The sequence below is a fragment of the Salmonella sp. 32070601201500089SM genome, assembly GCF_017573605.1.
GTDB lineage: Bacteria > Pseudomonadota > Gammaproteobacteria > Enterobacterales > Enterobacteriaceae > Salmonella > Salmonella enterica.
This window is the reverse complement of the sequence record NZ_JAGETK010000014.1, coordinates 1-11,999: the sequence shown is the minus strand read 5'-3', so window position 1 is coordinate 11,999 and position 11,999 is coordinate 1. Positions and strand designations below refer to the sequence as shown.

The following is an 11,999-nucleotide window of genomic DNA, read 5'->3' as shown; positions in this document are numbered from 1 at the left end:
TTCTCTGCCGCTATGAAAACCCCTCGTCTCCCTATCGCTATCCAGCAGGCCGTGATGCGCCGTCTGCGGGAAAATCTCGCCCAGGCGAACCTCAAGCTCGATAGACATTATCCGGAGCCGAAACTGGTGTATACGCAACGCGGCACCTCGGCGGGCACCGCCTGGCTGGAGAGCTACGAAATCCGCCTCAACCCGGTGTTACTGCTGGAAAACATCGACACCTTTATAGCAGAGGTCGTGCCGCATGAACTGGCGCATCTGTTGGTGTGGAAGCACTTCGGACGCAAGGCTCCGCATGGCAAGGAATGGAAGTGGATGATGGAAAGCGTGCTGGGCGTTCCGGCCAGACGTACTCATCAATTTGCGCTGCAATCCGTACGGCGCAATACCTTTCCCTACCATTGCCAATGCCAGCAACATCAACTCACCGTCCGCCGTCATAACCGCGTAGTACGCGGCGAAGCGGTTTATCGTTGCGTTCACTGCGGCGAACCACTGGTCGCCGGGTAGTTTCCCGAAACGTCCGGGAACTTTCCTGAGCGGACTGATTGCATACAGACACAACTTTCGTTACGTTGCGGGCTCGTTTTGCTATGGAGTGTGCAATGTACCGTAATTTCTCTTTTGCCGCTGTGTTGCTGGCCGCAGCGTTTTCAGGCCAGGCCCTGGCCGATGGCATTAACAATTTTTCTCAGGCCAAAGCGGCGAGCGTCAAAGTCAATGCCGACGCGCCCGGCAGCTTTTACTGCGGGTGCCAAATCCGCTGGCAGGGTAAAAAAGGCGTCGTAGACCTGGAGTCCTGCGGCTATAAGGTGCGTAAAAACGAGAATCGCGCCAGACGCATTGAGTGGGAGCACGTTGTCCCCGCCTGGCAATTCGGTCATCAGCGCCAGTGCTGGCAGGACGGCGGGCGAAAAAACTGCGCTAAAGACCCGGTCTACCGCAAAATGGAAAGCGATATGCATAACCTGCAACCCGCGATTGGCGAAGTGAATGGCGATCGCGGCAACTTTATGTATAGCCAGTGGAACGGCGGCGAAGGTCAGTACGGGCAGTGCGCCATGAAAGTGGATTTCAAAGCGAAGCTCGCCGAGCCGCCCGCCCGCGCCCGTGGCGCAATCGCCCGCACTTATTTTTATATGCGCGACCAATACCAACTGAAACTTTCCCGCCAACAAACGCAGCTTTTTAACGTCTGGGATAAGCAGTACCCCGTTACCGCCTGGGAGTGCGAGCGCGATGCGCGTATCGCGAAGGTCCAGGGTAATCATAATCCCTATGTGCAACGCGCTTGCCAGGCGCGAAAGAGCTAACCTACACTAGCGGGATTCTTGTTAACCCATGCCCTGGATAGCCAAACGCCGGGGCCATGACGCGGATTTTTTTATTATGCGTATTCCCCGCATTTATCACCCTGAATTGTTGACGTCCGGTACGCAGATTTCGTTATGCGAAGATGCGGCCAACCATATTGGTCGTGTACTGCGCATGGGAGCGGGACAAGCGTTACAGCTGTTTGACGGCAGTAATCAGGTATTCGATGCTGAAATCATTAGCGCCAGTAAGAAAAGCGTTGAAGTGCAAGTGATGAAAGGCGAAATCGACGATCGTGAATCGCCGCTACATATCCATCTGGGCCAGGTGATGTCGCGCGGTGAAAAAATGGAATTTACTATCCAGAAATCGATCGAACTAGGTGTAAGCCTCATTACGCCACTGTTCTCTGAGCGCTGCGGCGTTAAACTGGATAATGAACGTCTGAACAAAAAGCGCCAGCAGTGGCAAAAGATCGCCATCGCCGCCTGCGAACAATGCGGGCGTAACCGGGTGCCGGAAATTCGCCCGCCGATGGCGCTGGCAGCCTGGTGCGCCGAGCAAGATTCCGGGCTGAAGCTCAATCTTCATCCGCGCGCCCATGCCAGCATTAACACTCTGCCGCTGCCGGTTGAACGCGTCCGACTGCTAATCGGCCCGGAAGGCGGGCTGTCGGCGGACGAAATCGCGATGACCGCGCGCTATCAGTTTACTGATATTCTGTTAGGACCTCGCGTTCTGCGTACTGAGACAACCGCGCTCACCGCCATTACCGCGCTACAGGTGCGTTTTGGCGACTTAGGATGAAGCGTTAACGGAGAAAATAATGATCAAGCTCGGCATCGTGATGGACCCCATCGCACACATCAACATCAAGAAAGACACCAGTTTCGCTATGCTGCTGGAAGCCCAACGTCGTGGTTATGAACTTCATTATATGGAGATGGCCGACCTTTATCTGATTAACGGCGAAGCCCGCGCCCGCACGCGAACGTTGAGCGTGGAGCAAAATTACGATAAATGGTACGAGTTCGGCAGCGAGCAGGAGATTAAACTCGCCGACCTCGACGTTATCCTGATGCGTAAAGATCCGCCGTTTGATACCGAGTTTATTTATGCAACCTATATTCTGGAACGCGCTGAAGAGGAAGGGACGCTGATCGTCAACAAACCGCAAAGCCTGCGCGACTGTAATGAAAAACTGTATACTGCCTGGTTTGCCGACCTGACGCCGGAAACGCTGGTAACGCGCAATAAAGCGCAGCTCAAAGCGTTTTGGGAAAAGCACGGCGATATCATTATGAAACCGCTGGACGGTATGGGCGGCGCGTCCATTTTCCGCGTTAAGGAAGGCGATCCTAACATAGGCGTTATTGCCGAAACGCTGACCGAGCTGGGCAACCGCTACTGCATGGCGCAGAACTATCTGCCCGCGATCAAAGATGGCGATAAGCGCGTACTGGTCGTCGACGGCGAGCCGGTGCCTTACTGCCTGGCGCGTATTCCGCAGGGCGGCGAAACCCGCGGCAACCTGGCGGCTGGTGGTCGCGGCGAACCCCGTCCGTTGAGCGAAAGCGACTGGGAAATCGCCCGCCGCGTTGGGCCGACGCTTAAAGCCAAAGGGCTTATTTTCGTCGGTCTGGATATTATCGGCGACCGCTTAACGGAAATTAACGTGACCAGCCCAACCTGCGTGCGTGAAATTGAAGCGGAATACCCGATCTCTATCACCGGGATGTTGATGGACGCCATCGAAGCGCGTCTGGCGAAGTAAACGTTTATTGCCCGGTGGCGTGCGCTTACCGGGCCTGAGCAATCACGCCGCCCCGGTCGGATAAGGCGGCGCATCAGCATCGCCATCCGGCAGTCTATTGCCCGATAAGGCAGCCGTCCTTTGGCAAAAGACGGCTTATATGAGTGACAACCGTCCGCTTTCCCCACATACTGAACGCTGTCGTTTTTTTGAACCAGGAAACAGAACCTCTGACAATGAATTTACAGCATCACTTTCTTATTGCCATGCCTGCGCTCCAGGACCCGATTTTCCGCCGTTCCGTAGTGTATATTTGCGAGCACAACCAGGACGGCGCTATGGGGATTATTATTAATAAGCCTTTGGAAAATCTGCAAATTGAAGGGATTCTGGAAAAACTAAAAATTACGCCGGAACCGCGCGATTCGGCAATTCGTCTTGATAAAGCCGTGATGCTCGGCGGCCCGCTGGCGGAAGATCGCGGATTTATTCTCCATACTCCGCCGTCACGTTTCGCCTCCAGCATTCGTATCTCAGACAATACCGTGATTACCACCTCCCGCGATGTGCTGGAAACGTTAGGTACCCAACAACAGCCTTCCGATGTGCTGGTCGCGCTGGGCTACGCCTCCTGGGATAAAGGCCAGCTTGAACAAGAGTTGCTTGATAACGCCTGGCTTACCGCGCCCGCCGATCTCAATATTTTGTTCAAAACGCCCATTGCCGAGCGCTGGCGCGAAGCGGCAAAACTTATTGGCATTGATATTCTGACCATGCCCGGCGTTGCGGGGCACGCCTGATGAGCGACACCTTACTGGCCTTTGACTTCGGCACAAAAAGCATTGGCGTTGCAATAGGACAACGCATTACCGGCACCGCCCGTCCGCTTCCGGCAATCAAAGCACAGGACGGCACGCCCGACTGGATGCTCATTGAACGTTTGCTGAAAGAGTGGCAGCCGGACGAAATTATTGTCGGGCTACCGCTCAATATGGATGGCACTGAACAACCGCTGACGGCGCGCGCCCGTAAATTCGCCAACCGTATTCATGGGCGTTTCGGGGTAACTGTCACGCTGCACGATGAACGACTCAGCACCGTTGAAGCACGCTCCGGTCTGTTTGAACGAGGTGGGTATCGCGCACTGAACAAAGGCAAAGTGGACTCGGCCTCCGCCGTGATTATCCTCGAAAGCTATTTTGAACAGGGGTATTAAAGCCGTTTTTGTCAGCAGGCGGATAACGCGGTCACGGTTGCCAGGCTTACTGGGCAATAAGCTGGTTTAATGCCTTCAACGCCTGTAAACGCGCAGCCGCCTCCGCCTCATCAATCCGCCACATTCCCGCAAAGGCCAGCGCTGCGGCGTGCTTGTCTAGCGGTTGCGCCATAGAAACTTCACCATCAGCGTGATGCCACAGCACGTATCCCCGCTGGCGCTGCTGCGCCACATGCGGCGCCAGATTACGCCACTGCTCCGGAGTAAAACGCTGCATTAGCGCCTCATCGCTTTCTGCCGCCAGTAACGCCACTCCTGTTACCGACTGCCAGGCCGGGCACATGCGAAACCCCGCCAGCGCCTGACTTCCCTGCGAACCCGGCGTAGAGTGATAAATATAGATAATCTGGTCTTCCCATAGCACGCCTAATGCCACCACGATGTCTTTGGGCGCATGGCGTTCAAGGATAGGCAACGCATGGGAGAACAGCGCTGAACCACGAATCGCCTGCGCCGCCAAAGCATGAATGCCTGGCCCGGGTAAATAGCGTCGGTGCTCATCCTGCATCGTGAGTCCAATAGAGGCCATCGTCATTAACAGGCGATTAACGCGCGTGGTATTAATATCCATCAGCCGGGCAAGCTCGCGACATCCGATAGCACGGTCGCTGGAAACCAGATATTGCAGACAGCGAATGCCATCTATCAGGCTTTGATTCGGTTGTGATGACATCGTTAAATGGCTTCGCTGTGGTTTTAACAAAGCTGCGATTTTAACGCCGGTTCGCCAGGATACAAGCCTGCATGCCGTTCAATCCACCGCGCCAGTCAACACTTTCCTCCCCCCCCCTACGCCGCCATCTTCGCTACAGCCGTCCCTGCACCTGACGCCATTGCGCGCTCTGGGCGAATGTCATCATCCCCTGCTGCTGCCCGGTTTGTATCACGTGGGCCAACTGATGGAGTTTGCCTTCACGGATCAAATTCCCTGTGGCTGGCGTATTAATCAGTAATTCAAACAACGCCACGCGCCCATCCTGTCTGTCGACCTCCAGTTTTTGTGATAGTACGGCGCGCAGACTACCCGCCAGTTGGCTGCGTACCGGTTCTTTTTCCTGCGCCGGAAAACTATCCACTAATCTTTCCACCGCCTGCGCCGCACCGCGAGTATGCAGGGTTGCCAGTACCAGATGCCCCGTTTCCGCCGCCGTCAGCGCCAGGCGAATGGTCTCGCTGTCACGCAGCTCTCCCAGTAAAATGACATCGGGATCTTCACGTAACGCCGCGCGCAGCCCGGCGGCAAAAGTGGCGCAATGCTGGCCGATTTCCCGCTGCTGTATCAGGCAACGCTTGCTGGTGTAACGGTACTCAATAGGATCTTCCAGCGTCAGGATGTGTTTATCGGCATGTTGATTAAGATGTCCCACCATCGCCGCCAGCGTAGTGGATTTCCCGCAGCCAGTAGCGCCAGTGACCAGAATCAGTCCGTTCTCGCTGGCAAGCAGTGCGGGTACTATCGGCGGCGTCTGGATTTCCGCCAGATCAGGACAACGCTCGGGCAATAGCCGTAGCGCCAGCGACGTTCCCTGTTGATGTGTGAACGCACTGGCGCGCAGGCGCCGCGTGCCAGACAGCGAGACGGCGAAATCAAGCTGGCCGTGCGTTCGCCACTGATATTGTTGCGCATCATTAAGCCAATCAAGCAGAAGCCTGTCGACATCTGGCGCGGTAAAAGGCGCTGTCTCCATGCGTCCTTGTTTGCGCCATCGCGCAGGCCAGGCGTTACACAGGTGTAGATCCGAGACGTTATGCTTTACACTAAGCGTCACAATTTCTTCCATATTCATATAAACATCCTCGGAAAATGAACGATATCGCGCATAACCTGGCACACATCCGGGACAAAATCTCCGCCGCGGCGACGCGTTGCGGCCGCTCTTCAGAAGAAGTTACGTTGCTTGCAGTGAGTAAAACCAAACCTGCGAGCGACATCGCAGAAGCCATTGCCGCCGGACAGCGGGCATTTGGTGAAAATTATGTACAAGAGGGGGTGGAAAAAATCCGCCACTTTCAGGAAGCGAAAGTGGAAGGCCTGCACTGGCACTTTATTGGCCCTTTACAGTCCAACAAAAGTCGGCTGGTGGCCGAGCATTTTGACTGGTGTCATACCATCGATCGCTTGCGTATCGCCTCGCGGCTGAGCGAACAGCGTCCGGATAATCTGCCGGCGCTAAATGTTCTGATCCAAATTAATATCAGCGATGAAAACAGCAAATCAGGCATTCCGCTGGCGGAACTGGATGAGCTGGCCGCTGCGGTGGCTACACTGCCGCGTCTGCGGCTTCGCGGACTGATGGCGATCCCGGCGCCAGAGTCAGATTATGTAAGGCAGTTTGAAGTCGCACGTCAAATGGCTGTAGCATTTGCCGGGCTGAAAGCGCGCTACCCTGACGTTGATACCTTATCTCTGGGTATGAGCGACGATATGGAAGCCGCGATTGCGGCAGGTAGCACAATGGTGCGCATCGGCACCGCTATCTTTGGTGCTCGTGATTACACAAAAAATTAAGGAAAACTGAGGAACGCCATGAATACGTTGACCTTCCTGCTCTCAACGGTAATTGAGCTGTATACCATGGTGCTATTATTGCGCGTGTGGATGCAGTGGGCCCGCTGTGACTTTTACAACCCTTTCTCCCAGTTCGTGGTGAAAATTACGCAGCCCATCATCGGACCGCTGCGTCGTATTATCCCGCCAATGGGGCCGATTGACAGCGCTTCCCTGCTGGTGGCGTTTATTCTTAGCGTTATTAAGGCGATAGTGCTGTTTAAGGTCATTACGTTTCAGGCGATTATCTGGATTGCCGCAGTGCTTATCTTGCTTAAAACAATCGGCCTGCTGATCTTCTGGGTGCTGCTGGTCATGGCTATCATGAGCTGGGTGAGCCAGGGTCGTAGCCCGATTGAATATGTATTGATTCAGCTTGCAGAGCCGCTGCTCAGCCCGATTCGCCGTATACTGCCTGCGATGGGCGGCATCGACTTCTCGCCGATGGTTCTGGTACTGCTGCTGTATGTCGTTAATATGGGGATCGCTGAAGTCTTACAAGCGACAGGCAACATGTTGCTGCCGGGGCTGTGGATGGCGTTATGAGTGCTGTGACTCGCTGCGAAGACGGTCTGGTGTTACGGCTTTATATTCAGCCGAAAGCCAGCCGCGACAGTATTGTGGGCTTACATGGCGACGAGGTGAAAGTCGCCATTACCGCCCCGCCGGTTGATGGTCAGGCAAACAGCCATCTGACCAAGTTTCTTGGTAAACAGTTTCGCGTGGCGAAAAGTCAGATCGTCATCGAAAAAGGCGAGCTGGGCCGTCACAAACAGGTAAAAATTATTCACCCGCAACAGATCCCGCCGGAAATTGCGGCGTTAACTGAGTAGGTATTCCATGCAAAAAGTTGTTCTCGCAACCGGCAATGCCGGTAAAGTGCGCGAGCTCGCGTCGCTGTTAAGCGATTTTGGGCTTGATGTGGTAGCGCAAACGGAACTGGGCGTCGATTCCGCGGAAGAAACCGGCCTGACGTTTATTGAAAACGCGATTCTCAAAGCGCGCCATGCCGCCAAAATGACCGACCTGCCCGCCATTGCCGATGACTCCGGTCTGGCCGTTGACGTTTTAGGCGGCGCGCCGGGTATCTATTCCGCGCGCTATTCTGGCGAAAACGCGACAGATCAGCAAAATCTGGAAAAACTGCTGCATACTCTACGAGATGTTCCGGACGACAAACGCCAGGCGCGATTCCATTGTGTACTGGTTTATTTGCGTCATGCCGAAGATCCCACACCGATAGTCTGTCACGGTAGCTGGCCTGGCGTCATTACTCGCCAGGCGGCCGGAAATGGCGGATTTGGCTATGATCCCATTTTCTTCGTACCGTCTGAAGGCAAAACCGCCGCAGAACTGACCCGTGAAGAAAAAAGCGCGATTTCCCACCGTGGACAAGCGCTCAAGCTGCTGCTGGATGCGTTACGCAATGGCTAAACTACCGCCGCTCAGTCTTTATATTCATATTCCCTGGTGTGTACAAAAATGTCCATATTGTGACTTCAATTCCCATGCGTTGAAGGGCGAGGTGCCGCATGACGACTACGTCCAGCATCTGTTAAACGATCTGGATGCCGACGTCGCCTGGGCGCAAGGGCGTGAAGTAAAGACCATTTTTATTGGCGGCGGTACGCCAAGCCTGCTTTCCGGGCCGGCGATGCAAACGCTGCTGGACGGCGTGCGCACGCGCCTGAACCTGGCGGCGGATGCGGAAATTACTATGGAAGCGAACCCCGGCACGGTCGAAGCCGACCGCTTCATCGACTATCAGCGCGCCGGCGTAAACCGGATCTCCATTGGCGTGCAGAGCTTTAGTGAGCCTAAGCTGAAACGTCTTGGCCGTATTCACGGTCCACAAGAGGCGATGCGGGCAGCAAGACTGGCAAATGGGCTTGGACTACGCAGCTTTAACCTCGACTTGATGCATGGATTGCCGGATCAAACGCTGGAAGAGGCGCTGAATGATTTGCGACAGGCGATTGCGCTTAATCCGCCGCATCTCTCATGGTATCAATTGACGATTGAACCCAACACTCTGTTCGGTTCGCGTCCGCCGGTTTTACCGGACGATGACGCACTGTGGGATATCTTTGAGCAGGGCCACCAGTTATTAACCGCCGCGGGCTATCAGCAATACGAAACTTCGGCCTATGCCAAACCCGGTTATCAGTGCCAGCATAATCTGAACTACTGGCGCTTTGGCGACTATCTGGGGATTGGCTGCGGCGCCCACGGTAAAGTCACCTTCCCGGGCGGCAGGATCCTGCGCACCACCAAAACCCGTCACCCACGCGGTTATATGCAGGGACGTTACCTGGAAAGCCAGCGTGACGTGAGTGATGACGATAAACCCTTTGAGTTCTTTATGAACCGTTTTCGGTTGCTGGAGCGCGCGCCTCGCGCCGAATTTGTCGCCTATACCGGGCTTACGGAAGCGGTTATTCGTCAGCCAATCGACGAGGCTATTGCCCAGGGCTACCTGACCGAATGCGAGCAATACTGGCAGATTACCCGGCACGGTAAACTGTTTTTAAACTCTCTTCTTGAGTTATTTCTCGCGGAATAACAAGGAATAAGCCTGTCGCGCCAGCGGGTAAAATACCTGATGGCGCGACGCTTACCGACCTGTGGCGGTTAATGCGCCGCCGGCAAGCGCATTATTTAATAACCCCTTTACGACGCAAATCGTCGGTATCTTTTTTCCAGCGCTCGTAACCGTCATTAATATCCATAATTTTCACACGGATATCACTCTGTTGCATCTGAAGTTTCTGTACCGCTATATTCAGCGGATATTGTCCTTTCTCTAACGTTATCCAGTCATTCTGCGCTTTTCGACGCAGCTCTTCTGATTTCAAAAATACCTGCCGCCGTTGCTCGTGTATGTCTAAATCTCTTTTCTGCTGAATAGCCGCTTCATTGCACGGCTCACTCTGCTTACGACACGCGTCTAATGCCGGTTGATAGACCTCTTTTTCGTATTTCTCGGCATATACGCTGCTATCGTTGGCTTTTACATAATCATCGCGCTCTTTTAACGTCTTTTTAAACGCCTCGGCGCGGGTCAACGGTTTCCCATCAGCGCCTTTTCCCCAATACGCGTCCGCTTCTTTTTTAGCTACCGCTATTTTCTTATCCAGGGCAGAGAGTTGTTCTTCAAGACCGGGGATCGACGCTTTCTGCGCACGCTAGGAGGCTTCAATGTTGCCAAACCGATAGTTAAAGTCATCACTGTTGACGATCAGGTATTTATCATTCGTTTTAATGTCGTCAATAGCCCGGCCCTGATCGCTGGCTGCCATTTGTAATGAGTAATAGCTCACCGTCCAGCCAGAGGCTGGCGTCCCTTTGCTGGTTAACATGGCAGAAAATTTAACGGGACGATCTTTGGTCCAGGTTTTTTCAACAAAATAATAATCCGCCGCCATACCAACGCCGGTATACATATCTTCACGGGAAGAAATATCCCCTTCGGCAGACCAGGTGGCCTGATTGCCCGTCGAATCAAGATTTTTTAAGGTAATGGAATCCAGTTTAAGTATGCCGTGGTACTGCTTACTAAACTGTTCTTTTAAGATGTTATCGGAGGGTTGAGCAACCTCTGCCCAGCTATAGCCTGAAATCAGGGCAAACAGCGCTGCGCCAGCAATCCATTGTCGAACCACTTGTGGACCTCCCGTCCAGAGACATGACACCCACGATTATCATAACCAGGATGATAATTAGCAAGATAATAGTGTTGGTTGTGCGAGAGGTCTTCCAAAGATGGCCCCGGCCTTCCGACCGGGGCATTAGCTTTAATACTGATTGAACATCGTCTGGATCTGTTTTGGATCTTTAGTCTGGGTTAACGCCAGTTGCAGTAAGACACGCGCTTTTTGCGGGTTCAGCGTGCCGGAAGCGACAAAGCCGTATTTTGCATCGTCAACTTCCGCATCCTGCGTGGTTGCGCCAGTCGGCACACGTGAAGAACGCACCACTACCGTACCGTTGTGCGCGGCGGTCGCCAGGGTATCAAAGACCGTTTTATACAAGTTGCCGTTACCCACGCCTGCGCTCACGATCCCGTCATAACCCGCGTCTACCAGCGCTTTTGCCGGCAGATCGGACGCATTCGCATAGTTATAAACGATACCGACTTTCGGCAACGCGGTCAGCTTCGACACGTCGAACGGGGTGGAGGTGGTATGTTTACGCTCTGGCGTACGCTGGTAGTCAATTTTACCGTTGTGGATATAACCCAGCGGGCCGTAGTTAACCGCTTTAAACGTCGCCACGTCAGTCGTATTGGTCTTAGTGACGTCGCGTCCGTCCATGACGGTATCATTCATTACCACCAGCACGCCGCGATTGGCAGACTGTTTATCAGCCGCTGTTACTACCGCATTATAGAGATTGAACGGGCCATCTGCGCTCATTGACGTGGAAGGACGCATCGCGCCGACCAGTACCACCGGTTTATTGCATTTCACGGTCAGATCGAGGAAATAAGCGGTTTCTTCCATCGTATCAGTACCGTGGGTGATCACGAAACCGTCGGTGCTGTCGCACTCGGTATTGATTTTTTTCGCCAGCGTGAGCCAGACTTCATCGTTCATATCCTGCGAGCCAATGTTAACGACCTGCTCGCCTTTCACTACCGCAATGTCCTTCAATTGAGGAACGGCATCCACCAGATTTTCGACGCCAACTTTACCTGCCGTATAATTTGATTTTGTTGCTGAATCACCGCCACCAGCGATCGTTCCGCCGGTCGCTAAGATGGTGATATTCGGTAAAGCGAACGCTGCGCCGCTGAAACCCATTACCAGAGCAGCTAATGCCGTTTTCCTGAAAAACTCCATGTTATATCTCCAGTTATGTCAACTGGTCGCATTATCCCTATATTGCAGACGAATAATGTGATGTCATACGATTAACCAGCGATATATATCCAACAGAGAGTATTTTTTAGAGATGGATAACAAAATGCAGGAAAAAACAGAATAAATATCCTCCGGCATAGCCGGAGGTTTTTCTGATGCGCCTGTAAGGCTTTCTTACCAGCCGCGCCCTAACAGGCGCATACGATCTGACATTTGCATCAAACTTCGTTACTTACGGCCCGTAAA

General features: G+C 53.7%; 14 protein-coding genes and 1 pseudogene. 11 read left to right on the top strand and 4 right to left on the bottom strand.

The features are described from left to right. Window positions 1–12: 12 nt before the first annotated feature. From J4728_RS19165 to ruvX, 6 genes are all read left to right on the top strand, one after another. A complete protein-coding gene (locus tag J4728_RS19165; protein ID WP_000856775.1) occupies window positions 13–510 on the top strand; it encodes a SprT family zinc-dependent metalloprotease in 498 nt (165 codons plus the stop codon). A 95-nt stretch (window positions 511–605) separates the two neighbouring features. Then, complete coding sequence (gene endA / locus J4728_RS19160) at window positions 606–1,313, top strand: deoxyribonuclease I (protein ID WP_000286133.1); 708 nt, start codon at window positions 606–608, stop codon at window positions 1,311–1,313. A gap of 76 nt (window positions 1,314–1,389) precedes the next feature. Continuing rightward, window positions 1,390–2,121 (top strand): 16S rRNA (uracil(1498)-N(3))-methyltransferase, encoded by a 732-nt coding sequence (gene rsmE, locus J4728_RS19155; protein WP_208212246.1) that lies wholly within the window; start codon window positions 1,390–1,392, stop codon window positions 2,119–2,121. Between the two features lie 19 nt (window positions 2,122–2,140). Next, window positions 2,141–3,088 carry a glutathione synthase gene (gshB, locus tag J4728_RS19150; RefSeq protein ID WP_000593248.1) on the top strand — a complete coding sequence of 316 codons (948 nt, stop codon included), beginning with the start codon at window positions 2,141–2,143 and terminating at the stop codon, window positions 3,086–3,088. A 215-nt stretch (window positions 3,089–3,303) separates the two neighbouring features. Further along, the gene (locus J4728_RS19145) at window positions 3,304–3,867 is read left to right on the top strand and encodes a YqgE/AlgH family protein (RefSeq protein WP_001053167.1); all 564 of its coding nucleotides are present in this window, start codon (window positions 3,304–3,306) and stop codon (window positions 3,865–3,867) included. Beyond that, the gene (ruvX, locus tag J4728_RS19140) at window positions 3,867–4,283 is read left to right on the top strand and encodes a Holliday junction resolvase RuvX (protein WP_001285490.1); all 417 of its coding nucleotides are present in this window, start codon (window positions 3,867–3,869) and stop codon (window positions 4,281–4,283) included. Before J4728_RS19145 ends, ruvX begins: the two co-directional genes overlap by 1 nt. Window positions 4,284–4,329: 46 nt before the next feature. Here the strand turns inward: ruvX and J4728_RS19135 are convergent, their stop codons facing one another. After that, entirely contained in the window at window positions 4,330–5,016 is a 687-nt protein-coding gene (locus tag J4728_RS19135) for an IclR family transcriptional regulator (RefSeq protein WP_000098324.1), read from the bottom strand. Window positions 5,017–5,149: 133 nt separating this feature from the next. Beyond that, on the bottom strand, window positions 5,150–6,130 hold the full coding sequence (locus J4728_RS19130) for a type IV pilus twitching motility protein PilT (RefSeq protein ID WP_001055659.1): 981 nt from the start codon (window positions 6,128–6,130) through the stop codon (window positions 5,150–5,152). 17 nt (window positions 6,131–6,147) lie between these two features. Between J4728_RS19130 and J4728_RS19125 the strand changes: the two genes are divergently transcribed. The 5 genes from J4728_RS19125 to hemW are packed head-to-tail and all read left to right on the top strand — an operon-like array spanning window position 6,148 to window position 9,454. After that, window positions 6,148–6,852 carry a YggS family pyridoxal phosphate-dependent enzyme gene (locus J4728_RS19125; protein ID WP_000997790.1) on the top strand — a complete coding sequence of 235 codons (705 nt, stop codon included), beginning with the start codon at window positions 6,148–6,150 and terminating at the stop codon, window positions 6,850–6,852. 18 nt (window positions 6,853–6,870) lie between these two features. Continuing rightward, entirely contained in the window at window positions 6,871–7,437 is a 567-nt protein-coding gene (locus J4728_RS19120) for a YggT family protein (protein WP_001094848.1), read from the top strand. Further along, window positions 7,434–7,724: a DUF167 family protein YggU gene (gene yggU / locus J4728_RS19115; protein ID WP_001277205.1), complete on the top strand. Its 291-nt coding sequence runs from the start codon at window positions 7,434–7,436 to the stop codon at window positions 7,722–7,724. The genes J4728_RS19120 and yggU overlap by 4 nt, the downstream gene beginning before the upstream one ends. Window positions 7,725–7,731: 7 nt before the next feature. Continuing rightward, on the top strand, window positions 7,732–8,325 hold the full coding sequence (locus J4728_RS19110; protein WP_038393777.1) for an XTP/dITP diphosphatase: 594 nt from the start codon (window positions 7,732–7,734) through the stop codon (window positions 8,323–8,325). Continuing rightward, window positions 8,318–9,454, top strand: a complete 1,137-nt coding sequence (hemW, locus tag J4728_RS19105; protein WP_079798516.1) for a radical SAM family heme chaperone HemW — start codon at window positions 8,318–8,320, stop codon at window positions 9,452–9,454. The genes J4728_RS19110 and hemW overlap by 8 nt, the downstream gene beginning before the upstream one ends. Window positions 9,455–9,545: 91 nt before the next feature. On the opposite strand, the pseudogene J4728_RS19100 reads toward hemW, so the two are convergent. Together J4728_RS19100 and ansB are read right to left on the bottom strand one after the other, a co-directional pair. Beyond that, window positions 9,546–10,553: pseudogene (locus J4728_RS19100) on the bottom strand (DUF1202 domain-containing protein). 132 nt (window positions 10,554–10,685) lie between these two features. Next, window positions 10,686–11,732 (bottom strand): L-asparaginase 2, encoded by a 1,047-nt coding sequence (gene ansB / locus J4728_RS19095; RefSeq protein ID WP_000394189.1) that lies wholly within the window; start codon window positions 11,730–11,732, stop codon window positions 10,686–10,688. Window positions 11,733–11,999: the final 267 nt, after the last annotated feature.

What these genes read in the sequence shown, in the direction of transcription:
- J4728_RS19130 (WP_001055659.1), bottom strand. Translation starts at nt 6,130, where the DNA reads ATGAATATGGAAGAAATTGTGACGCTTAGTGTAAAGCATAACGTCTCG.
- hemW (WP_079798516.1), top strand. Translation starts at nt 8,318, where the DNA reads ATGGCTAAACTACCGCCGCTCAGTCTTTATATTCATATTCCCTGGTGT.
- J4728_RS19135 (WP_000098324.1), bottom strand. Translation starts at nt 5,016, where the DNA reads ATGTCATCACAACCGAATCAAAGCCTGATAGATGGCATTCGCTGTCTG.
- gshB (WP_000593248.1), top strand. Translation starts at nt 2,141, where the DNA reads ATGATCAAGCTCGGCATCGTGATGGACCCCATCGCACACATCAACATC.
- endA (WP_000286133.1), top strand. Translation starts at nt 606, where the DNA reads ATGTACCGTAATTTCTCTTTTGCCGCTGTGTTGCTGGCCGCAGCGTTT.
- J4728_RS19165 (WP_000856775.1), top strand. Translation starts at nt 13, where the DNA reads ATGAAAACCCCTCGTCTCCCTATCGCTATCCAGCAGGCCGTGATGCGC.
- J4728_RS19125 (WP_000997790.1), top strand. Translation starts at nt 6,148, where the DNA reads ATGAACGATATCGCGCATAACCTGGCACACATCCGGGACAAAATCTCC.
- J4728_RS19120 (WP_001094848.1), top strand. Translation starts at nt 6,871, where the DNA reads ATGAATACGTTGACCTTCCTGCTCTCAACGGTAATTGAGCTGTATACC.
- ansB (WP_000394189.1), bottom strand. Translation starts at nt 11,732, where the DNA reads ATGGAGTTTTTCAGGAAAACGGCATTAGCTGCTCTGGTAATGGGTTTC.
- J4728_RS19145 (WP_001053167.1), top strand. Translation starts at nt 3,304, where the DNA reads ATGAATTTACAGCATCACTTTCTTATTGCCATGCCTGCGCTCCAGGAC.
- yggU (WP_001277205.1), top strand. Translation starts at nt 7,434, where the DNA reads ATGAGTGCTGTGACTCGCTGCGAAGACGGTCTGGTGTTACGGCTTTAT.
- rsmE (WP_208212246.1), top strand. Translation starts at nt 1,390, where the DNA reads ATGCGTATTCCCCGCATTTATCACCCTGAATTGTTGACGTCCGGTACG.
- ruvX (WP_001285490.1), top strand. Translation starts at nt 3,867, where the DNA reads ATGAGCGACACCTTACTGGCCTTTGACTTCGGCACAAAAAGCATTGGC.
- J4728_RS19110 (WP_038393777.1), top strand. Translation starts at nt 7,732, where the DNA reads ATGCAAAAAGTTGTTCTCGCAACCGGCAATGCCGGTAAAGTGCGCGAG.